Genomic DNA, 23,408 nt, shown 5'->3' with positions numbered 1-23,408 from the left:
ATTAGTGAAACACTAAACTAATTATACCAAAAGCAACCATGAAAATTAAAACGATTACATCTCTACTGCCTGAATTATTTTTAATCGGTTCCGTTATCTATTATTGGACCTTAACTCCTAACCTTTTTAATCCCATTGCTATAGCTTTATTAGCCGTTCTTTTTTATCAAATATTCAGTAAAAAAACGATTTTAGGATTACTAATTTCCACTGTCGTTATTATGTTGAGTTTATTTATGGTATTAGCGTTAGTTTCAGAATTAGCTGAATTTACCGTTGTTAATCAAGATTATAACAACCTTCTTCTTTTTGGATCCTTGTATTTAGGACTAACCTTACTATTGGCAGGATTTATGTTCTTTAAATATTTAAAACTTCAAATGAAATGAAATCGAAATACGTATGTCTCATCATTGTCATTCTTTCAACGTTTTCTGTAAAAGCACAATTACTTCAAGATAAAGAAAAATTCACACATCAAGATACCTTAAGAGGAAGCATCACGCCAGAACGCGCATGGTGGGATTTAACCTATTACCATTTAGATATTGAAGTAAAACCAGAGCTCAAGTTCATTTCAGGCAAAAACACTATTTATTACAAAGTCGTTTCAGAGCCTAATGAGTTTATGCAAATCGATTTGCAACAACCCATGGAAATAACCAAAGCGATTCAAGATGGCAAAGAATTAGAGGTACAAGTTGAAGGTAATGCCAATTTTATTTTAATTCCTACAAAGCAAAACATTGGAGACATCAAATCCATTGAAATTCATTACAACGGTTATCCGAGAGAAGCTAAACGCGCTCCTTGGGATGGTGGATTTTCATGGAAAAAAGACAAAAATGGAAAGCACTTTATTGCCACCTCTTGTCAAGGGTTAGGAGCTAGTGTCTGGTGGCCAAATAAAGACCACATGTATGACGAAGTGGATAGTATGCTGATTAGTGTTACCAATCCAAAAGGGTTGACGAATGTGTCTAACGGTCGTCTTAGAAAACGGGTTGAAAATAATAACAACACGGTCACTTCGCATTGGTTCGTTAATAACCCAATTAACAATTATGGAGTTAATGTGAATATTGGCGACTATGTCAATTTCTCTGAAGTCTTTAAAGGTGAAAAAGGCGATTTAGATATGAATTATTACGTTCTAAAAGAGAACTTAGAAATCGCCAAAGCACATTTTAAAGATGCACCAAAAATGATGAAAGCCTTTGAGCATTGGTTTGGACCGTATCCTTTTTATGAAGATAGTTTTAAATTGGTTGAAGTGCCTTATTTAGGCATGGAGCATCAAAGTTCTGTGACCTACGGAAATCAATATAAGCAAGGCTACCTAGGACGAGATTTATCTGATACTGGTTGGGGTTTAAAATTTGATTTTATTATTATCCATGAAGCTGGTCACGAATGGTTTGCTAACAATATCACTAACAAAGACATCGCTGATATGTGGATTCACGAAGGCTTCACCTCCTACTCAGAAAATTTATTTTTAGATTACTATTACGGGAAAGAAGCTTCAGCAGATTACGTGATAGGCACACGTGCTAATATTCAAAACGATAAACCTTTAATTGGACATTATAATGTAAACAATGAAGGCTCTAGCGATATGTATTATAAAGGCGCCAATATGTTGCATACGCTTCGTCAATTGATTGAAGATGATGAAAAATGGAGACAAATGCTTAGAGGTTTAAATTCTGAATTTTATCATCAAACGGTGACTACTAAACAAATTGAAGATTACTTAAGTGAGCACTCGGGTATTGATTTAACGGCTTTTTTTAATCAATATTTAAGAACGACTAAAATTCCGACTTTAGAATATGAAATAAAAGCGGGTGAGTTAAAGTATCGTTGGACAGACATTGTTGAGGGGTTTGATATGCCTATTCAAATTGACATTGATGGCAAATCCGAATGGTTATTTCCAAATGCAGAATGGCAAACTAAAAACATCAAATCGGATAGTTTTAACATTGATCGTGATTTTTACGTTAACTCGAACAAAATATAAAAAGACCTGTCAGGTTTTAAAAACCTAACAGGTCTGAAAATAAAAGATTCCCGCTTTCTCGGGAAGTGAGCATGGATTTACAAGAAATATATTTTAAAACAGATACGGAATGGCGAGAATGGTTGCTAGACTATCACGATTCTGTAAAAGGTGTTCATTTAATTTTCTACAAAGTCGATCATAAAAAGGACTCTATGCGTTGGGAAGAGGCGGTAAAAGTTGCCCTTTGTTTTGGCTGGATAGATTCCACAGTAAAAAGTTTAGGAGATGGAAAACGTAAACAATATTTTTGTCCGAGAAAGCCCAAAAGTGTCTGGAGTGCGGTAAACAAAAATCACATAGCGCAATTACATAAAGAAAACTTAATCCACCAAAGTGGGCACGATTCTATTAAAATCGCAAAAGAAAATGGCAGTTGGACAGAATTAGACGATTTAGAAAATGGAGTTATTCCTAGTAATCTTCAACACGCTTTTGATGCCAACAAAAATGCTTTTGAGAACTACCTCAACTTTGCTCCTAGCTACAGAAAACATTATTTATATTGGTTAAACCAAGCCAAACGTGAAGCGACAAAACAAAAAAGAATCGAAGCCATTATTAAACTCTGCGAGGCTAATATTAAAAGTCGTGATATATGGTAAATTTATTTAGATTCGTACTTTAACTGATTCCTTGAAAGAGAAAAATAAATCCTTAGCGAAGTCTACACGTTGGTATCGCAAAGCACATCGCTTTGTGGCGATTCCGCTATTGATTTTTATAATCATAATGAGTGTTACTGGTTTGCTCTTAACTTGGAAAGATCAATTAAAGTTAAAACCTCCCACCACAAGTATTGATGCTAATGGCCGACATCTGATTTCTTTATCAGACATTGAAATGAAAGCTATTAATTATATTGACAGCTTAGAACTTTCAAACGACATTAATAGAATTGATTACCGACCACGAAAAGGCATTGCTAAAGTACGTTTTGAACATCATTTCACCGAATTACAAATCGATTGTTATACAGGTGAAATTATATCAGAAAAGACGAGAACAGCTGATATCATCGAAATGATTCATGATGGTTCAATTATCGATTATTTATTTAATTCAAACGGAACACCAACAAAGCTCTTCTACTCTACCTCAATAGCATTGGGATTATTATTTATTTCTTTGAGTGGCTTTTGGTTATGGTTGAAGCCGAAACAGATTAAGAAGAATAAGACGCTTATTAAGTAAGCGTCTTAGATGATCCAAAAATCATTAATGATTTCATAAAAAAAAGACCTGTCAAGTTCTAAAAACTTGACAGGCCAGAAATTAAATATTTATTTCACTTACAAACCACTGATATAACTTCCATAAGGATCTTTAAACTGCATACCTTCAGAATAACTATACTTGCTCAATTTTTTAAATTGCGTTAATCCCCAAAGAATAAATTCCTTTTCAAAATAAACATCTTTTGGATCAATTTCTGGTTGATAATCTGCAATTAAAGCATCTAACGGAGTCACCTCATCTAATTTTGCTTTGTAAGTCTTATCATCATATTCGTTTAACAATTCAAAACCATCTCCATTGAAAAACCATGAGATTAAGTCATCATAAGGAGTTTCGTCACCTTGCTTTTCTAACTTTTCAACTTTAGGGAAATATTTAGGAAATAAGGTTTTTACTGCGGCTTCCATTAAAGCGTTAGCTACAAAATCGGCACCTTCTTGTTCTCCTTCGTACACTAATTCTACTTTCCCAGTAATTGCGGGAATAACTCCCGTAAAATCAGATAATCGTATAGCAGTTGTATCGTCACCAGCAATTAAAGCTCTACGCTCTGCGGTGCTTAATAAATTCTCAAACGCCGTAATGCTCATACGCGCACTGACGCCACTTTTTACATCTACATATTCACTTTCTCTGGCTTCAAAACTGATTTGCTCTAATAAATCTTTCGCTAATTCTGGAACGTAAACAGATTCCGATTGTCTTAAATCTAGCTTAGCCTCTTGTGCTGTAATGGTTCTTGCCGTTTCTACATCTTCAGGATAATGCGTTAAAATCTGAGAACCAATTCTATCTTTTAAAGGAGTTACAATACTTCCTCTATTGGTATAATCTTCAGGATTTGCCGTAAACACAAACTGCATATCTAATGGCAAACGCAATTTGAATCCTCTAATTTGAATATCACCTTCTTGTAAAATATTAAATAAGGCCACTTGAATTCGTGCTTGTAAATCTGGCAATTCATTGATTACAAAAATGCAACGGTTCGCTCTTGGAATCATACCGTAATGAATGACACGATCATCAGCATAACTCAATTTTAAATTCGCTGCTTTTATAGGATCGACATCACCAATAATATCAGCAACAGTCACATCTGGTGTGGCTAATTTTTCAGCAAAACGATCATTTCTATGTAACCAAGTTATTGGAGTGTCATCCCCTTTTTCTGCAATCAACTCTAAAGCAAATCTCGAAATCGGAGCTAAGGGATCGTCATTAATTTCAGAACCTGCTACGACTGGAATGTTTTCATCCAACAAATTCACCATCATCCTTGCCAAACGTGTTTTTGCTTGTCCTCTTAATCCTAATAAATTAATATTATGTCTAGATAAAATCGCACGTTCTAATTCTGGGATCACGGTATTTTCATAACCATGAATGCCTTCAAACGTATTGACTTTATTCTTTATATTTTCAATGAGATTATCCCTCAATTCATCTTTAATAGACTTAGATTGATAACCTGCTTTTTTTAATTCTCCGAGTGTACTTATGTTTTCTGTTTTCATTTTATAACTTTTGGCCATTGGCTTTTCGCTGTTAGTAACTTCAAATACATAGAAGCTAAAGGCAAACAGCTAATTATTTATCCTTTAATTCTCTTCTTCCTATTGTTTTCGTAATCTTCAAAAATCATTTCGCCTAAACCTTTCAATCCTGTGTAGAAGGCTTTTCCTCTGTTGGCTTGCGTAAATGCTCTAATAAATTGCATCAAATACGGATCTTCTGCAATCATAAAAGTTGTTATTGGAATATGTAAACGTCTTGCCTGTTGTGCCATCGCATAACACTTGTTGGTGATAAACGGATCTAAACCATTACTGTTTTTATAATATTGGCCGTCTGGCATACGTAAGCAACTAGGCTTGCCATCGGTTATCATAAAAATCTGCTTGTTGGTATTTCGTTTTCTGCGCAACATATCCATCGCGAGTTGTAATCCTGCAACGGTATTGGTATGGTAAGGACCGACTTTTAAATAGGGTAATTCTTTAATTTTAATTGGCCAAGCATCATTACCAAAGACTAATATTTCTAAAGTGTCTTTTGGATAACGTGTGGTGATTAATTCCGCCAGAGCCATTGCTACTTTCTTCGCTGGAGTAATCCGGTCTTCACCATAAAGAATCATACTGTGACTGATATCTATCATCAGTACCGTACTCATTTGACTCTTATGAAGGGTTTCTTCAACCACCAAATCATCTTCGGTAAGACTAAAATCGCCAATACCATTATTGATTTGAGCGTTTTTCAAGCTTTCGGTCATAGAGACTTTATCTAAACCATCTCCAAATTGATAGGCTCTTAAATCACCCGTATGTTCATCGCCAAGACCAACACCTTTACTTTTATGATTACCAGAACCACTGCGCTTTATCTTTCCGAAAATTTGATCTAAGGCTTGTTGACGGATAGCACGTTCTGTTTTCGCAGTAATTGTCATGCCGCCTTCACCTGATCCTGTCGGATCTAGCTCTTCTCTTATATACCCTTTATTCTTTAGGTCTTCAATAAAATCATCAATGGTATACTCTGGTATCGTTAACTTATATTCTTTATCAAGACTACGTAACCATTCAATAGCTTCATCAAAATCTCCTGAGGTATGTGTAATAAGCTCCTTAAAAATTTCGAAGAGTTTTTCGAAAGGAGACTGATGCGGAGCTTCGTAGGTTTTAAAGACGAAACCCGATTTATTTGTTTTTTCCTTCATAGCTATGTAAAAATAATGCTTTTCCAATACCTCTGCGAAGCATTAACTCCACTTTTAGAAATTGGTTATCTATTTTTTGATAAAAAAACAACTAATATTCAATTAAAGACATATATAGATAATTCTAACATGACTTAATTCAAATGAAAATATTTTATGAGATAGAAATTTTTGGAGTTATTTTAAACCAAAGCAACATAGAACTCATAAATTTATGTAGATGTGTTTAAAATGAAAATTTAGATTCTATAAGGCTTAGAGATTAGACTTAGAAATGTAAAACGGGAAATGAATTATAATAACATTATTCAATACGTCTTAAACCTTCCAAATCTTCAATCTTTACATGTTTCCCTGTGGTAGAAATCAACCCTTCTTTTTTAAATTGAGATAAAATTCTAATGGCAGATTCTGTTGCAGTTCCTACAAGACTCGCATAATCTTCCCTAGATAACACCACGGTTAAAAAACCATCATTATCCTTATCAAAAGTTTCATGTAAATAAATTAAAACATCAGCCAAACGTTGCTTCACAGATTTTTGTGCCATATCGACAATGATATTATCTGCTACGCGAAGTTCTTTTGCCATGTCTTGAAGCATATCTAAAGAAAAACTAGCATTTTTTGCTAAATCGTGAAGAATCTCACTTTTTGGAATAAAACAGACTTCCATATCATTTATAGCAACCGCTGTAAGATTCGATTTCTCATCTGACACTAAAGAACGCTGCCCAATTAAATCTCCTCTAACAACCAATTTTACAATTTGGTCTTTACCGTTAGCACTCAATTTAGTTAATTTACAAACACCATCTTTAATACAAAATATCCCATTGATACTTTCTCCTTCTCTAAAAAGCGTTTCCCCTTTTTGCACAAATCGAGACGTCTTACATCCTGAAATTCGTATTAAATCGTCTTTTCCTAAAGCTTTTAAAGAATTAAACTGTCTAATAATACATTGGTCACATTTGCTCATAGAAAAACATTAAATTCAAAGTTAATTAAAACATGACAAATATCATAGATTATAATCAGTAGTTTTATGACATTTGTCATAGGTATAAATGAGCGAATTAAAAATGGAAAACAAAACTTGTTTTCACTGTGGTGATGACTGTGGTGGTCATGCAATTACATTTCAAGAAAAATCATTTTGTTGTAATGGCTGTAAAACCGTTTTCGAGATTTTTAACGAAAATGATTTAACCTGTTATTACGATTTACAAAATTCACCTGGTGCTATTCCAAAAGAAATTGAAGGTAAATTCGATTTTTTATCTCAAGAAAATATCATCGAAAAGCTCACGGAATTCAGAGATGGTTCTATAGAAATAGCTACGCTTTACATTCCGCATATTCACTGTAGTTCTTGTATTTGGATATTAGAAAACCTCAACAAGCTCAATCTAAATATTTCTGACTCTCAAGTTAATTTTGGTAAAAAAACAGTTAGAGTGACTTATAACTCTGATACTACCGATTTAAAATCAGTTGTGTTATTATTAAGTTCTATTGGCTATGAACCCTATATTAGTTTAGAAGATTTTAATTCTGGCAAAAAACATATTAACCGTAGTTTAATCTATAAACTCGGGGTTGCAGCCTTTGGATTTGGTAATATTATGTTTTTATCATTTCCAGAGTATTTTGAAGTCAATGAGTTTTGGTTAGAGCAATACAAACCGCTCTTTAGATGGCTAATGTTTGCCATGTCTTTACCCATTGTTTTTTATTCTGCTCAAGATTATTTTATTTCGGCATATAAAGGTCTAAAGGCAAGAATTTTAAATATTGATGTTCCAATCGCTCTTGGAGTTTCTGTGCTCTTTATTAGGAGTACTATTGAAATTATGTTCGATTTAGGTTCTGGCTTTTTTGATAGTTTAGCCGGATTGATATTCTTTCTATTAACCGGAAAGTTCTTCCAGCAAAAAACATACAATTTCTTATCCTTTGAGCGCGACTATAAATCATACTTCCCGATTGCCATCACTAAAATTGATAAATCAGGCAACGAAAATTCAATTCAGGTTTACGATATTGAAAAAGGTGACCGTATTTTAATTCGGAATGAAGAGTTAATTCCTGTTGATGGTATTCTTATTAACGGAAAAGCAAAAATAGATTACAGTTTTGTCACTGGCGAATCACAAACGGTATCCAAACAGTCTGGAGATAAATTATTTGCTGGTGGAAAACAAACTAATGGAGTTATTGAAATGGAAGCTCTAAAATCTGTTGAGCAGAGTTACCTCACACAATTGTGGAGTAATGATGTTTTCAACAAAAACAAAGAAGACAGTTTTACAAATATCACCAACACCATTAGTAAACATTTTACGATAGCGATATTGACGGTTGCTTTTATTGCGACCTCCTTTTGGCTGTTTGTAGATCCTAGTAAAGCTATGAATGTATTTACAGCGGTACTAATAATTGCCTGTCCTTGTGCTATTGCGCTTTCTGCTCCTTTTACCTTCGGAAACTTATTGAGAATCTTTGGCAAGCAAAAATTCTATGTAAAAAACGCTACTGTAATTGAACAATTAGCCCAAATAAACACGGTGATTTTTGATAAAACAGGAACTATTACATCTAATAAAGATAGTAATGCTGAATATGATGGTGATTTGCTTTCAGATTCTGAAAATATACTTCTTAAAAATTCACTTAGAGGTTCTAATCACCCGTTAAGCAGAACGTTATACACTATATTAGAAGAACATAACATCATTACACTTGATGCTTTTGAAGAACACATTGGTAAGGGAATTGAAGCAAAGCACAATGCGGTAAGCATGAAAATTGGTTCTGCTAGTTTTGTAGGAAATCCTAATCAAAGCACAATTCTAAATACTACAGTCCACGTGAGTAGTAATAATGTTTACAAGGGAAAATTCACCTTTTACAACAGTTATCGAAAAGGGGTTTCAAAGCTCTTTAATCAGCTAAAGAAACATTTTGATTTGGTTATTCTCTCTGGCGACAATGAAGGTGAGTTTGAAAACTTAAAGAAATTATTGCCGGCTAAAACCAAATTAATTTTCAATCAAAAACCAGAAGATAAACTAGAGTTTATTAAGTACCACCAATCAGAAGGCGCCAAAGTCTTAATGATTGGAGATGGTTTAAATGATGCAGGAGCACTAGCTCAGAGTGATGTTGGTATAGCGATATCTGAAGATGTAAACGTCTTCTCACCTGCTTGTGATGCGATATTAGATGCTTCAAAATTTAAACAATTATATAATTATATACTAGCTTCTAAATCAGCCATCAAAATTATTAAGTGGAGCTTTGTATTATCATTTTTTTACAATGTTATTGGATTATACTTTGCTACAACCGGACAGTTAGAACCTGTAGTTGCAGCAATATTAATGCCTCTAAGCTCTATTAGTATTGTCATATTTACAACAATTGCTACAAATCTTTTAGGAAAGAGATTAGAATGATTAAAAATAAGGAAACATGATTTTTATCATATTTTCAAACCGGCCTCAATATTACTTTTGGGCCATAACTTCAGTAGGTATGAGTGTTATTTATATTTTATTATCAGTTAGCGTCGTTATTGGCGTGGCTTTTTTTGTCATTTTTTTAATGGCAGTAAAGTCTGGACAATATGATGACGACTATACTCCGTCCGTTCGTATGCTCTTTGAAGACGAATTGGTAAAAAAACAAACCAAAACAACTAAACAAACTAAAACTGACTAATTATATTAAATATGGAAATGCAACAATTCTATTACGATAATAAAATCGTTAAAAAATTCCTTTATGCTACCATTCTTTGGGGAGTTGTTGGGATGCTTGTAGGGCTCATTTTAGCCTTTATGTTTTTATTCCCTAACATGACTGATGGAATCTCTTGGTTGAGTTTTGGTCGATTAAGACCATTACATACCAATGCAGTAATCTTTGCCTTTGTTGGTAATGCCATTTTTGCAGGAGTCTACTACTCTACACAACGCCTCTTAAAAGCCAGAATGTATAGCGATTTTTTAAGTAATTTAAATTTCTGGGGTTGGCAACTTATTATAGTTGCAGCAGCAATAACGTTACCCTTAGGATATTCTACGTCTAAAGAATATGCAGAACTTGAATGGCCAATAGATATTGCTATCGCTTTAATCTGGGTTGCTTTTGGTATTAACCTTATTGGGACCATGATAAAGCGTCGTCAACGTCACTTATATGTTGCGCTATGGTTTTACTTAGCAACGTTTGTAACGGTCGCTGTACTTCACATATTTAATAGTTTAGCACTTCCTGTAAGCTTTACAGGTATGAAAAGTTATTCTGTTTACGCAGGTGTTCAAGATGCCTTAGTACAATGGTGGTACGGACATAATGCGGTTGCATTTTTCTTAACGACACCTTTCTTAGGTCTAATGTATTATTTTGTACCTAAAGCCGCTAACCGACCTGTTTATTCTTATAGATTATCTATCGTTCACTTTTGGTCATTAATCTTTATTTATATTTGGGCTGGACCTCACCATCTTTTATATACAGCATTGCCAGAATGGGCACAACATTTAGGTGTGGCTTTCTCAATTATGTTACTAATGCCATCTTGGGGTGGGATGATCAACGGACTATTAACCTTACGTGGTGCTTGGGATAAAGTACGTACCGACCCGGTTTTAAAATTTATGGTAGTGGCCATTACAGGTTATGGTATGGCAACTTTTGAAGGCCCAATGTTATCCTTAAAAAATGTTAATGCCATTGCACACTTTACAGATTGGATTATTGCGCACGTTCACGTTGGGGCTTTAGCATGGAATGGTTTCCTTGCCTTTGGTATGATCTATTATCTAATTCCTAAATTATTTAAAACAAAACTCTACTCTATAGGTTTAGCAAATATGCATTTCTGGATTGGGACATTAGGGATCATGCTATATGCCTTACCACTTTATGTTGCTGGTTTTGCACAAGCAAGTATGTGGAAACAATTTAATCCTGATGGTACTTTAGTTTATGGTAACTTTTTAGAAACCGTAACTGAAATTATGCCAATGTATTGGATGCGTGCCATTGGAGGAACATTATACATTACGGGTATGTTAATCTTAGTGGTTAATGTTATTCTGACAGTTATAACTTCTAAACATGCAGTTACCGACGAATTAGCTGAAGCACCTGCATTAAAACGTGTGTCTAAAGGTCGTGTTGCAGGAGAAGGATGGCACACTTGGTTAGAGCGTAAGCCCATACTTTTAACAATATATGCTACAATCGCTATTTTAATTGGTGGTATTGTTCAGATTATACCAACCATTGTTGTAAAATCAAATATTCCAACAATTAGCACGGTTAAACCATACACTCCTTTAGAACTTGAAGGTAGAGATCTTTATATTAGAGAAGGCTGTGTGGGCTGTCACTCTCAAATGGTTCGTCCGTTTAGAAGTGAAGTAGAACGCTATGGCGAATACTCAAAAGCAGGAGAATTTGTTTACGATCATCCATTCCTTTGGGGAAGTAAACGTACTGGACCAGATTTACACAGAATTGGAGGTAAGTATTCAGACAACTGGCACTTTAATCACATGTACGATCCTCAAAGTACTTCTAGTGGATCTATAATGCCTTCTTATAAATGGCTTATTGTAGGTGAAGGGGCAAAACTAGATAAATCTACTACGGAACAGAAAATGGAAGTAATGGTAACTTTAGGGGTACCGTATACAGAAGAAGATATTACAAATGCTCAGGCTTCAATGTTAGAGCAAGGGATTCAAATAGAGAAAAATCTTTATAACGATCCAGATTTTGTAGCCTCTTATGAAGCTGATAAAGCGGCTTCAGGTGAAGAATTCGTAGAAATGCGAAACAGAGAAATCGTTGCTATGATTGCGTACTTACAACGTCTAGGAACCGATATTAAAGTAAAAGATATTTTAGACGAAACCGCTCAAAACTAATTTATTATGTTCAAATTTATAAAAGGTCATTTAGAAAGTATCACGGGTATAGAAATATACCCAATGATATCACTTCTTATTTTCTTTATCTTCTTCGTCGTATTATTCTATTGGGTAATCACAGCTAAGAAAGATTATATAACCACTGTTAGTAATATACCATTAGACAACCAAAACGACACAGAACTATGAGACATTTAATCCCATCATACATTAGAGTACCTGTAATGTTTTTCGCCATTGCCGGACTTGTAGAATATTTTGTAGATTCAGGAGATCAGCCTGCCTTTATTGCGCAGCCTATTATCTTACTATTTTTACTGTTAGTGTTATTAGTACTAATTGCTATTGAAGGTATTGTTAACTCATTAGATAATATTCTTTATCAGAGTTTAGATGAAGAAGGAAAAAAACGCTACTTAGCGTCTCAGACCAAAACTCCTAAGTTTACAAAAGTAAAAGCATTTTACTCAAATTTAGTAGGGAAACATAAACCTATTGAGGAGGAAGGTGAGATTATACTAGACCACAATTACGATGGTATTAGAGAATTAGATAATAATTTACCGCCATGGTGGGTATATTCATTCTATATTTCAATAGTTTTCGCCGTGATCTATATGGTGCGTTATCACGTCTTAAATGCAGACGATCAATTTGTAGAATATGAAATGGAATATGCAGAAGCGAATAAAGCAATTGAAGAATACAAGAAAACAGCAAAAGGTTTAGTAGATTTTAATACCGTAGAATTATTAACCGAAACAGCAGATTTAAAGGCTGGTCAAAAGATTTTTGAAGCTAACTGTGTGGCCTGTCATATGGTAGATGGTGGTGGTGGAATTGGGCCAAACCTTACCGATAATCATTGGATTTTAGGTGGAGGCATCAAAAATGTTTTCAAAACGGTTTCTGAAGGAGGACGATCTGGAAAAGGTATGATTGCATGGAAACAAAGTTTAAAGCCTCTTGAAATGGCTCAAGTATCTAGTTATGTTTTACAATTTCAAGGTACAACTCCTGCAAATCCTAAAGATGTAGAAGGTGATATTTGGGTAGATGATGACTCTAAAGAGTAATATAGAAACAGTATTAATAAGAATTGTTTCTAAATAATAGCAAAGTTACAAAACAATGGAAACGCCAGAAAATGAAGTTTTTAGAGATTCAATTGGTACAATTGATGAAGATGGTAAACGTAAATGGGTATTTCCTAAAAAACCGTCTGGACCGTTATATGAAAAGCGTAAGTTAGTAAGCTATTTCTTATTAGCATTTTTACTAGCTGCTCCCTTCATAAAAATTAATGGTAACCAGTTTCTATTATTTAACATCTTAGAAAGACGTTTTAATATTTTTGGATTTCCGTTTTGGCCACAAGATTTTTATCTCTTTGTGGTGTCCATGCTAATTGGCGTTATTTTCATCACCCTATTTACAGTAGGTTTTGGCCGCGTGTTTTGTGGATGGATTTGTCCGCAAACCATCTTTTTAGAAATGGTCTTTAGACGTATTGAATACTGGATTGACGGAGACAGAAATAAACAAATGCGTTTAGCGCGTCAAAAATGGGATGCAGAAAAAATTAAAAAACGCCTACTAAAATGGTTTATCTTTTTAGTTATTTCCTTTTTAATTGCTAATGTGTTCCTGGCCTATTTAATTGGTGGAGACAAACTATTAAAATATATAACTGAAGGCCCTTTTGAGCATACAAGCACACTGATTCCGCTTCTCATATTCACAGCAGTATTCTATTTTGTATTTGCTTGGTTTAGAGAACAGGTCTGTATTATAGCCTGTCCTTATGGTCGTTTACAAGGTGTACTTTTAGATAATAAATCTATCGTTGTGGCCTACGATTACAAACGAGGTGAAGCCGAAAGTGGTAGAAAGAAATTCAGAAAAAACGAAGATAGAGAGGCTTTAGGCCACGGAGATTGTATTGATTGTTCGCAGTGTGTTAATGTTTGTCCAACAGGAATAGACATTAGAAACGGTACGCAATTAGAATGTGTTAATTGTACGGCATGTATCGATGAGTGCGACCATATTATGGAAAGCATTAATCTTCCAAAAGGCTTAATTCGTTTTGCTAGTGAAGATGAAATTGAGAAAAAAGAGCCTTTTAAAATGACGGCTCGTATGAAAGGCTACATGGCAGTTCTTACCATTTTAATTGGAATTTTAGCTGGTATGTTATTACTAAGAAGTGATGTTGAAGCCCGAATTTTACGACTACCAGGACAATTATATGAACACAAAGACAATGACATTATAAGTAACGTTTACACGTTTAAATTGGTAAATAAAACTTCTAGAGAAATAGATGATTTAACCTTTAAATTAAGAGGTTGGGATGGAGATATACATATCGTTTCTACATCTGAAACCTTTATTGTTGAACCCCAGGGTATTGCAGAGGGTACCTTATTTATAGAACTGAAGCAGAGTGATTTGTCTGGTGATAAAAACGACATTATGATAGATCTCTATAGTAAAGATGAACTCATTGAAACCACATCTGTAACGTTCATGGGACCTAGAAGTTTTAATTAGAAAAAAGTCAATTAAATATATCTTGAATGTAATTCAGGAGAATAAAATAAATTTTATTATGAAAATAAATTGGGGAACAGCAATCGTAATCGCATTCGTATGTTTCATTTCTTTCATTATGTACTTTGTAATAACGATGAGTACTGATAGTAAGTATGAGCACGATTTGGTGATTGACGATTATTATGGACAAGAGCTTCAGTTCCAAGCTGATTTAGATCATGAAGAAAATTCGAAAAACTTAAAAAGCAATGTGTCTTTCAAAAAAACCAATGAAGGCATTGTAATTACATTTCCTGAAGACTTAGAGATTGATAAGATTAAAGGTAAAGTGTTCCTATATAGACCATCTAACAAACAACTAGATTTTGAAACACAGATTTCACTATCTAACCACAATTTGCTCATACCTGACAAACGTTTGTTGGATGGTCGTTGGAACATTAAAGTAGACTGGAAATATAACACAAATTCTTATCTCTTTAAAAAAGAAATCACATATTAAATGTTAGTTTCGGCGCTTATATTAGGCTTATTAGGGAGTTTGCACTGCGTTGGTATGTGCGGTCCTATTGCTTTTATGTTGCCCGTAGACAGGTCTAACTCATTTAGAAAAGTGAGCCAAATTAGTATGTACCACTTAGGTAGATTACTAGCGTATAGTAGTATTGGTTTAGTTTTCGGTCTCGTAGGAAAAAGCTTTTCTCTATTTGGAATACAACAGCAACTTTCTATTATTATTGGGGTTTTAATGATTGTTATTGTGCTCTTACCTCAAAGAATAATAGGAAAATACAACCTTACAAAACTATTATATAAAGGTATTTCTAAAGTAAAATCATCCTTAGGTAAAGCTTTAAAAAAGAAAACCGCGGACACATTTTTAACTATTGGCTTTCTCAACGGGTTTCTACCTTGTGGATTAGTCTATATGGCTGTATTTGGAGCTGTTGCCACAGGGAGTTTATTAGAAGGCAGTTTATATATGGTCTTATTCGGTCTTGGCACAATTCCCTTAATGACCACAGCGATTTATTTAGGTAAGTTTTTAAACAGTACCATAAAACAACGCATTCAAAAAGCAATTCCTGTTTTTGTAGTTGTAATTGGTTTATTGTTTATTCTTCGTGGGTTAGGTCTCGGAATTCCTTACCTCTCTCCTGCTCCAATCATAGAAACCGCCACAAGTGCTATTGAGTGTCATTAAAACACAGATGAATTCTTACAAAGTGGAATGATAATTGATATATTAGCTCTTTATAAATCAACAACATCAATCCATCAAAACCATGAAAAATTTTATCTTTTTATTTGTTTTCTGTCTTTCTATGGCTACTGCAACCGCACAAGATGCAAGTGTAGAAAAATCTGTTTACGGTATACAAACCGGTCTTTTAGGAACTTGGGCACACAATGAATCTAAACTAACAAACGCCATAGCATTACGAAGCGAATTGGGATTAGACGTCGGCATTTATAGCAATAGCTTTGTTGGTAGCCGAGGCTTTCTTTTAGTACCAGCAATTACATTAGAACCACGTTGGTATTACAACCTAAATAAAAGAGTTTCTAAATCGCGACGTGTAGATGGAAATAGTGGTAATTTTCTTTCAATCAAAACCACCTACCATCCCGATATTGTGGTGAATTCTATAGACGATAACTTAAATTTTATTAGCGACATATCTATTATTCCGACTTGGGGAATTAGACGTAATGTGGGTAAACATTTCACTTATGAAACAGGTATAGGATTAGGATACATACACTACTTTAAAGAAAAGAATGTGTATTTAAAAGACAATAATGGTTTGGCAATAAACCTGCATTTAAGACTTGGATATCGCTTTTAGAACAAACTGACTTAAAATTAATGACAGAATTTTAAGTCTTTTTTTTACTTTAGACCTTAAATCATTTTTTAAATGCGAACAACCAATCAACCACCAAACTCTAAAGGTGTTTTAAAAATCATAACCTTAATTCATCTTGCACTCTGTAGTTCTATTCTTTTATTAGGAATCGTAGTTCTATTTATAACTGAGAATGCAAGGTTAAATTTTGCAGATACTGAAGACCTATTCTTTTATGTCGTTCCTCTTTTTGCCATTGTAGCCGCATCGGCAAGTCATTTGGTATTTCAAAAAAACTTAAAACAAGTACACGAAAAATCGTCCTTAAAAGAAAAACTCGTACACTACCAAACGTCTAAAATTATACAATTTGCGATGATTGAAGCCCCTACTTTCCTAGGTATTGTAATCTTTTTAATAACTTCTAATCAGTTTTATTTAATTGTTTCAGCTCTACTTCTGGCCTATTTGGTTGTTCTGAGGCCATCGGCTTCGATGATGAAAGAAAATTTAAATCTTAACGCAGACCAAGACCGCGCGTTTAAAGAATCATTTAGATAAAAAACGCCAAAGAAATAATCTTTGACGTTTTTATTGACGATATTAAAACACCAACTAAAAAAAATAATATCGGCAACTATATTTTAAAGGTCATAACGGGCAAGGTCGAATGATTTGCAATATCTTCAGAAACACTACCTTCAAAGAAATGTGATAAGCCTTTTCTACCATGTGTTGCTACAGCAATAAGATCTGCACCAATAACATTAGCAAAATTGAGAATACCCTTTTCTATAGAATAATCTGAAACGACACTAATGTCATCTAAGTTATCTAAATTACCATCGGCTTTTTCCAAAAATTGAGACACACGTTTATCGATTTCAGAAGAACTTTTAAAGTTACCGTCTGGTGAATTCACGTATACCAAATGCATAAAAATGCCTAACTCATTAAACGTTTCTTTTGCTTTTAAGTAAGGAGGAACAGCTTCCTCTGAAAAATCACAAGCAAAAACAGCATTTTCAAAATCCATTAAAATGGGATTATGCTTAATCACCAAAACAGGAATATCGGAGTACCGAACCACTTTCTGTGTATTAGATCCTATTAACACCTCCTTAATGCCACTTGCACCTTGCGACCCCATAACTATGAGATTCGCATTATGCTCAATAGCGACATCGTTGACTTCGCTCCAGACTTTAAAATGCTTCACAATAGGATTGACCGTAAGTCCTTCTAAATAAGGTTTATCTAAAAAGGTTTCAAATTTCTGTTCGGCAAGTTTTAAATAAAAAATAGCTTCTTGATTCAAAGCTTCACTTGCAGAAGTAATAATTGCATTAGACAATTCTAACATGTGTAATACAATAAGTTCAGAACCAAACTTATGTGCTAAACCTGCAGCTGCTTCGAGTGCAAATTCAGAATGTTCTGAAAAATCGACTGGAACAATTATTTTATTCATGTGTTTTAATTTATTATGTTTTAATGATCACGTGCTGTTCGCTATTAATTAGCCCTTAAGGCGATTAAATTTTGAATAGGCGTGTTTCATTTTGGTCTATATTAAATGGTCATTGAAAACAACTGAGTTTCGGGCTTTTTACGCTGTAGTAAGACATCGAAAGCCATACATATATTTCTTATAAAAGCTTTTCCTTTTTCGGTAACGATAACGTGTTTTGGCTCAAACTGAAGTAAGCCATCCAATTCAAATTCTTTTAATTTTATAAGGACTTCTGGTAAGTCTTCAAATACCATATTATGAGCTTCCCATGAGGTTTCAAAATTACACATTAGGTTAAGAATGTGTTTTCTAATGACTAAGTCTTCCGTATTTAAAATATGACCTTTAAACACCGGAATGATATCCTGTTCTAACAACTTGTAATAGTCTTCATTCGATTTTACATTCTGTGCAAAACCATACCAACTATCGCTAATAGAAGAGACGCCCAAACCAATCATCGCTTTCGTTTTAGAAGCGGTATACCCCATAAAATTACGATGTAAGGTTTGATGTTCCATCGCCTTATAAAGTGAATCCGTTTTTAAGGCAAAATGATCCATGCCTATTTCTACATAACCTGCAGCTTCAAAATACTGTTTTCCGGTTTCGTATTGCTGGCGCTTAGAATCTGGTGTTGGTAAATCGGCTTCACTAAAACCACGTTGTCCATTTCCTTTTATCCATGGCACATGCGCATAACTGTAAAACGCAATCCGATCTGGCATTAAAGCTTTCGTTTTATTAATGGTTTCAATAACGTCGGTTTCGGTTTGAAATGGTAATCCGAAAATAATATCATGTCCGACAGAAGTGTAACCAATTTTACGCGCCAAATCTGTCGCACGTTTTACGTTTTCAAAAGGTTGAACACGGTTAATAGCTTTTTGGATATTTAAGTTATAATCCTGAACGCCATAACTGACTCGTCTAAATCCTAATTCATATAAGGTTTGTAAATGTGCTTCTGTTGTATTATTGGGATGCCCTTCAAAACTAAACTCATAATCGTCTGCCAATTCTGAGGATTCTAAAAGTCCGGAAATTAAATAATTAAGGTTCTCTGGTGAGAAAAAGGTTGGTGTACCTCCCCCAAGATGTAATTCCTTAATTTTTGGTTTGCTTCCTAGTAAGTTTAGGTACAAACTCCATTCTTTTAAAACGGCTTTGATATAAGGTGATTCTACTTCATGCCGTTTTGTAATACGTTTATGACAACCACAAAAGGTGCATAGACTTTCACAAAATGGAAGATGAATATAAAGGCTTATGCCTTCAGACGTATTACTTTCATCAAAAGCACGTTGCAATGATGCTTTCCATTGGGCTAAAGAAAAGGATTCTAAATCCCAATAGGGCACTGTTGGATAACTTGTATAACGAGGCCCAGCAACATTGTATTTGTGGATTAACGATTGACTCATACCTATTTATTAATGTTCAAAATTAGAGTTAAGCCTTAATAAAAAACATGATTTTTATCATATGGGTTAAAAATTTTAGTGTAAGAATCACTCTTCACTTGCATTAACGCAGTTATATGGCTAATTTTACTTAAATTAAAAAAACATGAAAAGCACAAAATTCTTATCAGTACTATTGGTTATTAGCTTAGTCCTTTCATCTTGTAAACAAGAGAAAAAAGACGGTGCAACTCTACCCGAAGAAACCGTTGAAAACACCATTAAATATGTTGTTAAATCTGAAGCTACCAACGTAAAATGGGTGGCCTATAAGACGACAGAAAAAGTACCTGTTGGTGGGGAATTTGCCACATTAAATTTTGAAGATAAAGGAGGTGCAACCCCTGAAGAAGCTTTAAATAATTTAGAATTTTCAATTCCTGTAAGTAGTTTATTTACTAAAGATGAGACTAGAGATGAAAAGCTAAAGACATCCTTTTTTGGTGCCATGCTAAACCCTGAGTTATTAAAAGGAAAAATTAAATATGCTGATAACACTTATTCTGCTGACATTACAATGAACGGAGTTACCGCAAACTTACCACTAGAAGTTAGCATTACAGATGACAGACGTGTAAGTATGAAAGGCACCATGAATCTTAAAGATTGGGATGCTTTAGGCGCTTTAGAATCTTTAAATAAAGTTTGTTTTGATTTACATAAAGGTGCTGATGGAGTGAGCAAAACATGGGAAGATGTTGCTATTGAAGTGAACACCTTTCTTCGCGAGAAATAAAACGATATATCATTTAAAATTGTAAAATGACATTAACCTAAAAATTATTATAAAATCATGAAAACTATAAAATTATTTACACTTGCATGTACAATAGTCGTATTTGCCACAGCATGTAAAGACACTAAAAAAGAAACTGAGACGGTTACAGAAACTGAAACTTTAGAAATTGAAGAGGTTGTCGCAGCTCCAAAAAAATTATCAATTACCTTATCTCCAAAAAGCGGTAGTAATGTAGAAGGGACTATTAACTTTAATGAGGTTAATGGTGTCGTGAGTATGGTAGGTACGGTTACCGGTTTAGAAGAAGGAGAACACGCTATTCATATTCATGAAAAAGCAGATTGCTCAGCAGACGATGGTACCTCATCTGGAGGACATTGGAATCCAACAGGTCAACCACATGGTGCCTGGGGAGATGCTGCGGGTTATCACAAAGGTGATATCGGAAACTTAACCGCAAACGCTAACGGACGTGCTACCATTACAAAAACTACAGATGAGTGGTGTATTGGTTGTGGAGACGACACTAAAGACATCCTTGGAAAAGCCATAATTGTACACATCGGAGTCGATGATTTAAAAACACAGCCTACAGGTGCCGCTGGTGCACGTATTGGTTGTGCAGGTATTATAGAATAAATACCTCTGACATATAAACAATAATTAATTGTTAGAACATTTGCGGTGATTCACTTCCCCATTTCTGCGAAAAATTCTAAATAAAATCGCCAATCAATGGAATTAGAAGTACTGGTAAAACAGTTTCAAGATAAAAATCATGCCGCTTTTGAAACGCTCTATGGTATGTATAGCAAGAGCATACACGGAGTGGTTTACAATATCGTAAAAGATACAGCCATCGCAGATGAGCTTATGCAAGATGTCTTTATAAAGGCATGGCACAAAGCCGATACATACTCTTCAAAAAAAGGACGCTTTTTTACGTGGATTTTAAATATAGCGCGCAATGCTGCTATAGATAAAACACGTTCTAAAGCGTTTAAACAATCCAAACAAAACCTCAATACCGATTATTTCGTAGATATCATAGCCAGCCATGATAATTTAGACAACAGTACGGATGCCATTGGTATTAAAAACTTTGTAACGCAATTAGGCGAAAAATGTAAAGCCGTTATTGAGCTCCTTTATTTTAAAGGATTCACTCAAAAGGAAGCTTCGGAAGAATTACAAATGCCAATAGGTACTATTAAAACAAGAAACCGGAACTGTATTCAACAATTAAGAGATATGGTATTGTAATATGGACATAAACACATACATAGAATCAGGAATTTTAGAGCTATACGTAGCTGGTAAACTTTCTGAAACAGAAAATGAAGAGATCTATCAACTCTTAAAACAGCACCCAGCGCTGTTGCAAGAAGTTTTAGACATAGAAGCAGCTGTTCTTAAATTAACAGCAGCAGTATCGCCTAGAGCAAACGGTTTTGAGTCTATTAAGGCAAGATTAGATGCCGACGATACTAAAGTTATAGACCTACAGCCTAAAACAACCAATTGGATAAGTTATACCGGTTGGGCAGCGTCTATTGCATTAGCTGCAGGTTTATTTTGGACATTAAACCAAAACACCGATTTAGAACAGCAATTACAAACCGCTGATATAGAAAACCAGTATCTCGAAACACAAATAGAAGATGCCAGAACTGATTTGGCAGCCACTAAAAATCTATTAAATGTTATAAGGGATAAAGACATTATTGCGGTACCACTTGGTGGCCAAGGTAATTTTGCATCTAGCTTTGCAAAAGTTTATTGGAACAAAGCCGATAATACGATTTACTTAGATGCAGAAGGGTTACCTAATGCACCAGAAGGAAAAGTATGGCAAGTATGGTCGTTAACCTTAAACCCATTAACACCAACGAGTTTAGGAACCATAGACGATTTTAATACCGACGACAATAAAATATTTACCATTGCCAATGCTAACGAAAGCCAGGCCTTTGGTATTACTTTAGAACCCGAAGGAGGAAGCGCTGGTCCTACAATGGAACAATTGTACACACTTGGTGTTGTAGCGAGCGCGCCATAAACCACAATATATATAACTTAAAAATCCACCTTGTGAAAACTTGGTGGTTTTTTTGTATAAAACAGGTACGTAACGTTACGTATATGAGTTTGGTTTCTTTTGGTTATTTTTATAAACGTAAATAAGCCTTAATAGTATTCTTATCCTAAAATTAAAATGGGATAACAGTTACTTTTAGCGCTATATAATTAGTTAGGTGCAATTTGCTCACTCAAATGAAAATACCGAAAATAAAAGGAATAATAGACAGACGAATTTTAATCAATTACCAAATTGATAAAGAAGTCTTGGAAAATTATTTACCAAAACCTTTCAAACCTAAATTAGTAAACGGAAAAGGAATTGCGGGAATCTGTTTGATAAGATTAAAAGAAATCAGACCGAAAGGTTTGCCGAAACAAATCGGAATTTCCTCTGAAAATGGAGCTCATAGAATTGCAGTTGAATGGACAGAAAACGGAAAGCGAAAAGAAGGAGTTTATATTCCAAGAAGAGATACTTCTTCTAAATTAAATTCTTTAGCTGGCGGAACTATATTTCCTGGAATTCATCATTTAGCAAATTTTAAAGTAAATGAAAAAGATGGAAACTACGAAGTTGGTTTTATCAGCGATGACAAAACTTCATTATCAATAAAAGCAAAAGAAACAAACTCTTGGAATACCGAAAGTGTATTTGAAAATTTAGAATGTGTTTCTGAATTCTTTGAAAATGGTTCTATTGGATATTCACCTGACAAAAACGACTTTGACGGACTTGAATTAAAAGCTTATAATTGGAAAGTATCACTTTTAGAAGTTAAAGATGTAAAATCAAGTTTTTTTGAAAATGAAGGAATTTTTCCAAAAGGTTCTGTGAAATTTGACAATGCTTTATTAATGAAAGATATTGAACACGAATGGATTGGGCTGAAAAAAATAAAAAACTGCACCTAACAAAGTACTGTGCTAAAAAACAAGTAAAATCCCATTAATTTTTCACTAGCGTACTTTTATATGTTGCATCAAATATTAACCCAGATTTTGCGATAGCAAAAGCTTGTTTTAGTAGCTTATTACACACTGCGATTAATGCTAATTTTTTACTCTTTCCTTTAGCCACTATTCGCTCATAAAGATCTCTGCATGCTTTGTTGTATTTGCAAGCTGTAAAACTGCACATAAATAATAAATTCCGAAGTTTTTGATTGCCCATTTTACTAATTCTTGGTCTCCCCTTTACACTACTTCCACTTTGTCTAATCATTGG

Annotated in this window: 25 protein-coding genes; 19 read left to right on the top strand and 6 right to left on the bottom strand. The window is 34.2% G+C overall.

The window, feature by feature from the left end; all coding sequences use genetic code 11:
* Positions 1-38: 38 nt before the first annotated feature.
* The 4 genes from BLT80_RS07060 to BLT80_RS07045 all read left to right on the top strand — a co-directional run bounded on the left by BLT80_RS07060 (position 39) and on the right by BLT80_RS07045 (position 3,259).
* Positions 39-389 carry a hypothetical protein gene (locus BLT80_RS07060; RefSeq protein WP_092466925.1) on the top strand — a complete coding sequence of 117 codons (351 nt, stop codon included), beginning with the start codon at positions 39-41 and terminating at the stop codon, positions 387-389.
* The gene (locus BLT80_RS07055; RefSeq protein WP_092466924.1) at positions 386-2,026 is read left to right on the top strand and encodes a M1 family metallopeptidase; all 1,641 of its coding nucleotides are present in this window, start codon (positions 386-388) and stop codon (positions 2,024-2,026) included. Before BLT80_RS07060 ends, BLT80_RS07055 begins: the two co-directional genes overlap by 4 nt.
* A gap of 71 nt (positions 2,027-2,097) precedes the next feature.
* Positions 2,098-2,670 (top strand): YdeI/OmpD-associated family protein, encoded by a 573-nt coding sequence (locus BLT80_RS07050; protein WP_092466923.1) that lies wholly within the window; start codon positions 2,098-2,100, stop codon positions 2,668-2,670.
* Between the two features lie 31 nt (positions 2,671-2,701).
* On the top strand, positions 2,702-3,259 hold the full coding sequence (locus tag BLT80_RS07045; RefSeq protein WP_092466922.1) for a PepSY-associated TM helix domain-containing protein: 558 nt from the start codon (positions 2,702-2,704) through the stop codon (positions 3,257-3,259).
* A 98-nt stretch (positions 3,260-3,357) separates the two neighbouring features.
* Here BLT80_RS07045 and BLT80_RS07040 read toward each other — a convergent pair whose 3' ends face one another.
* The 3 genes from BLT80_RS07040 to BLT80_RS07030 form a co-directional block, all read right to left on the bottom strand.
* Positions 3,358-4,821 carry a MoxR family ATPase gene (locus BLT80_RS07040; RefSeq protein ID WP_092467303.1) on the bottom strand — a complete coding sequence of 488 codons (1,464 nt, stop codon included), beginning with the start codon at positions 4,819-4,821 and terminating at the stop codon, positions 3,358-3,360.
* A gap of 77 nt (positions 4,822-4,898) precedes the next feature.
* Positions 4,899-6,029 (bottom strand): vWA domain-containing protein, encoded by a 1,131-nt coding sequence (locus tag BLT80_RS07035; RefSeq protein WP_092466921.1) that lies wholly within the window; start codon positions 6,027-6,029, stop codon positions 4,899-4,901.
* A 304-nt stretch (positions 6,030-6,333) separates the two neighbouring features.
* Entirely contained in the window at positions 6,334-7,011 is a 678-nt protein-coding gene (locus tag BLT80_RS07030) for a Crp/Fnr family transcriptional regulator (RefSeq protein ID WP_092466920.1), read from the bottom strand.
* A gap of 103 nt (positions 7,012-7,114) precedes the next feature.
* Between BLT80_RS07030 and BLT80_RS07025 the strand changes: the two genes are divergently transcribed.
* From BLT80_RS07025 to BLT80_RS06980, 10 genes are all read left to right on the top strand, one after another.
* Positions 7,115-9,490 (top strand): heavy metal translocating P-type ATPase, encoded by a 2,376-nt coding sequence (locus tag BLT80_RS07025; RefSeq protein ID WP_092467302.1) that lies wholly within the window; start codon positions 7,115-7,117, stop codon positions 9,488-9,490.
* A 16-nt stretch (positions 9,491-9,506) separates the two neighbouring features.
* Positions 9,507-9,755 carry a cbb3-type cytochrome oxidase assembly protein CcoS gene (gene ccoS, locus BLT80_RS07020; RefSeq protein WP_317041765.1) on the top strand — a complete coding sequence of 83 codons (249 nt, stop codon included), beginning with the start codon at positions 9,507-9,509 and terminating at the stop codon, positions 9,753-9,755.
* Between the two features lie 11 nt (positions 9,756-9,766).
* The gene (gene ccoN, locus BLT80_RS07015; RefSeq protein ID WP_092466918.1) at positions 9,767-11,974 is read left to right on the top strand and encodes a cytochrome-c oxidase, cbb3-type subunit I; all 2,208 of its coding nucleotides are present in this window, start codon (positions 9,767-9,769) and stop codon (positions 11,972-11,974) included.
* Between the two features lie 6 nt (positions 11,975-11,980).
* Positions 11,981-12,166, top strand: coding sequence for a CcoQ/FixQ family Cbb3-type cytochrome c oxidase assembly chaperone (locus tag BLT80_RS07010; RefSeq protein ID WP_092466917.1), 186 nt, complete (start codon positions 11,981-11,983; stop codon positions 12,164-12,166).
* On the top strand, positions 12,163-13,053 hold the full coding sequence (locus tag BLT80_RS07005; RefSeq protein WP_092466916.1) for a cbb3-type cytochrome c oxidase N-terminal domain-containing protein: 891 nt from the start codon (positions 12,163-12,165) through the stop codon (positions 13,051-13,053). The genes BLT80_RS07010 and BLT80_RS07005 overlap by 4 nt, the downstream gene beginning before the upstream one ends.
* 55 nt (positions 13,054-13,108) lie before the next feature.
* Complete coding sequence (gene ccoG, locus BLT80_RS07000) at positions 13,109-14,533, top strand: cytochrome c oxidase accessory protein CcoG (protein ID WP_092466915.1); 1,425 nt, start codon at positions 13,109-13,111, stop codon at positions 14,531-14,533.
* A 58-nt stretch (positions 14,534-14,591) separates the two neighbouring features.
* Entirely contained in the window at positions 14,592-15,038 is a 447-nt protein-coding gene (locus BLT80_RS06995) for a FixH family protein (RefSeq protein ID WP_092466914.1), read from the top strand.
* The gene (locus BLT80_RS06990) at positions 15,039-15,740 is read left to right on the top strand and encodes a sulfite exporter TauE/SafE family protein (protein ID WP_092466913.1); all 702 of its coding nucleotides are present in this window, start codon (positions 15,039-15,041) and stop codon (positions 15,738-15,740) included.
* 82 nt (positions 15,741-15,822) lie between these two features.
* Positions 15,823-16,386, top strand: coding sequence for a hypothetical protein (locus tag BLT80_RS06985; RefSeq protein WP_092466912.1), 564 nt, complete (start codon positions 15,823-15,825; stop codon positions 16,384-16,386).
* 72 nt (positions 16,387-16,458) lie between these two features.
* Positions 16,459-16,947: a hypothetical protein gene (locus BLT80_RS06980; protein WP_092466911.1), complete on the top strand. Its 489-nt coding sequence runs from the start codon at positions 16,459-16,461 to the stop codon at positions 16,945-16,947.
* 76 nt (positions 16,948-17,023) lie between these two features.
* Here BLT80_RS06980 and BLT80_RS06975 read toward each other — a convergent pair whose 3' ends face one another.
* Positions 17,024-17,857: a universal stress protein gene (locus BLT80_RS06975; protein WP_092466910.1), complete on the bottom strand. Its 834-nt coding sequence runs from the start codon at positions 17,855-17,857 to the stop codon at positions 17,024-17,026.
* A gap of 101 nt (positions 17,858-17,958) precedes the next feature.
* Positions 17,959-19,323 carry an oxygen-independent coproporphyrinogen III oxidase gene (hemN, locus tag BLT80_RS06970; protein WP_092466909.1) on the bottom strand — a complete coding sequence of 455 codons (1,365 nt, stop codon included), beginning with the start codon at positions 19,321-19,323 and terminating at the stop codon, positions 17,959-17,961.
* Positions 19,324-19,468: 145 nt separating this feature from the next.
* On the opposite strand from hemN, the gene BLT80_RS06965 reads away from it, so the two are divergent.
* The 5 genes from BLT80_RS06965 (at position 19,469) to BLT80_RS06945 (ending at position 23,095) form a co-directional block, all read left to right on the top strand.
* Positions 19,469-20,098: a YceI family protein gene (locus BLT80_RS06965; RefSeq protein ID WP_092466908.1), complete on the top strand. Its 630-nt coding sequence runs from the start codon at positions 19,469-19,471 to the stop codon at positions 20,096-20,098.
* 57 nt (positions 20,099-20,155) lie between these two features.
* Positions 20,156-20,740, top strand: a complete 585-nt coding sequence (locus BLT80_RS06960) for a superoxide dismutase family protein (RefSeq protein WP_092466907.1) — start codon at positions 20,156-20,158, stop codon at positions 20,738-20,740.
* Positions 20,741-20,836: 96 nt separating this feature from the next.
* Positions 20,837-21,364, top strand: a complete 528-nt coding sequence (locus BLT80_RS06955; RefSeq protein WP_092466906.1) for an RNA polymerase sigma factor — start codon at positions 20,837-20,839, stop codon at positions 21,362-21,364.
* A gap of 1 nt (position 21,365) precedes the next feature.
* Positions 21,366-22,160, top strand: a complete 795-nt coding sequence (locus BLT80_RS06950; RefSeq protein WP_092466905.1) for an anti-sigma factor — start codon at positions 21,366-21,368, stop codon at positions 22,158-22,160.
* Between the two features lie 215 nt (positions 22,161-22,375).
* The gene (locus tag BLT80_RS06945; RefSeq protein ID WP_092466904.1) at positions 22,376-23,095 is read left to right on the top strand and encodes a DUF2071 domain-containing protein; all 720 of its coding nucleotides are present in this window, start codon (positions 22,376-22,378) and stop codon (positions 23,093-23,095) included.
* Positions 23,096-23,129: 34 nt separating this feature from the next.
* Here the strand turns inward: BLT80_RS06945 and BLT80_RS06940 are convergent.
* A partial coding sequence (locus BLT80_RS06940) for a transposase (protein ID WP_139181027.1) occupies positions 23,130-23,408 on the bottom strand: 279 nt, incomplete at its 5' end.

The organism is Winogradskyella thalassocola (genome assembly GCF_900099995.1).
Taxonomy (GTDB): Bacteria; Bacteroidota; Bacteroidia; order Flavobacteriales; family Flavobacteriaceae; genus Winogradskyella; species Winogradskyella thalassocola.
This window is presented reverse-complemented; position numbering and strand designations above follow the sequence as displayed.

Coding starts and splice junctions, on each gene's coding strand:
- BLT80_RS06965 (WP_092466908.1), top strand. CDS start 19,469: ATGAAAAGCACAAAATTCTTATCAGTACTATTGGTTATTAGCTTAGTC.
- BLT80_RS06990 (WP_092466913.1), top strand. CDS start 15,039: ATGTTAGTTTCGGCGCTTATATTAGGCTTATTAGGGAGTTTGCACTGC.
- ccoN (WP_092466918.1), top strand. CDS start 9,767: ATGGAAATGCAACAATTCTATTACGATAATAAAATCGTTAAAAAATTC.
- BLT80_RS07035 (WP_092466921.1), bottom strand. CDS start 6,029: ATGAAGGAAAAAACAAATAAATCGGGTTTCGTCTTTAAAACCTACGAA.
- BLT80_RS06980 (WP_092466911.1), top strand. CDS start 16,459: ATGCGAACAACCAATCAACCACCAAACTCTAAAGGTGTTTTAAAAATC.
- BLT80_RS06995 (WP_092466914.1), top strand. CDS start 14,592: ATGAAAATAAATTGGGGAACAGCAATCGTAATCGCATTCGTATGTTTC.
- BLT80_RS07050 (WP_092466923.1), top strand. CDS start 2,098: ATGGATTTACAAGAAATATATTTTAAAACAGATACGGAATGGCGAGAA.
- BLT80_RS07060 (WP_092466925.1), top strand. CDS start 39: ATGAAAATTAAAACGATTACATCTCTACTGCCTGAATTATTTTTAATC.
- hemN (WP_092466909.1), bottom strand. CDS start 19,323: ATGAGTCAATCGTTAATCCACAAATACAATGTTGCTGGGCCTCGTTAT.
- ccoS (WP_317041765.1), top strand. CDS start 9,507: ATGATTTTTATCATATTTTCAAACCGGCCTCAATATTACTTTTGGGCC.
- BLT80_RS07010 (WP_092466917.1), top strand. CDS start 11,981: ATGTTCAAATTTATAAAAGGTCATTTAGAAAGTATCACGGGTATAGAA.
- BLT80_RS06975 (WP_092466910.1), bottom strand. CDS start 17,857: ATGAATAAAATAATTGTTCCAGTCGATTTTTCAGAACATTCTGAATTT.
- BLT80_RS06945 (WP_092466904.1), top strand. CDS start 22,376: ATGAAAATACCGAAAATAAAAGGAATAATAGACAGACGAATTTTAATC.
- BLT80_RS06955 (WP_092466906.1), top strand. CDS start 20,837: ATGGAATTAGAAGTACTGGTAAAACAGTTTCAAGATAAAAATCATGCC.
- BLT80_RS07040 (WP_092467303.1), bottom strand. CDS start 4,821: ATGAAAACAGAAAACATAAGTACACTCGGAGAATTAAAAAAAGCAGGT.
- BLT80_RS07005 (WP_092466916.1), top strand. CDS start 12,163: ATGAGACATTTAATCCCATCATACATTAGAGTACCTGTAATGTTTTTC.
- BLT80_RS06985 (WP_092466912.1), top strand. CDS start 15,823: ATGAAAAATTTTATCTTTTTATTTGTTTTCTGTCTTTCTATGGCTACT.
- ccoG (WP_092466915.1), top strand. CDS start 13,109: ATGGAAACGCCAGAAAATGAAGTTTTTAGAGATTCAATTGGTACAATT.
- BLT80_RS07025 (WP_092467302.1), top strand. CDS start 7,115: ATGGAAAACAAAACTTGTTTTCACTGTGGTGATGACTGTGGTGGTCAT.
- BLT80_RS06950 (WP_092466905.1), top strand. CDS start 21,366: ATGGACATAAACACATACATAGAATCAGGAATTTTAGAGCTATACGTA.
- BLT80_RS07055 (WP_092466924.1), top strand. CDS start 386: ATGAAATCGAAATACGTATGTCTCATCATTGTCATTCTTTCAACGTTT.
- BLT80_RS07030 (WP_092466920.1), bottom strand. CDS start 7,011: ATGAGCAAATGTGACCAATGTATTATTAGACAGTTTAATTCTTTAAAA.
- BLT80_RS06960 (WP_092466907.1), top strand. CDS start 20,156: ATGAAAACTATAAAATTATTTACACTTGCATGTACAATAGTCGTATTT.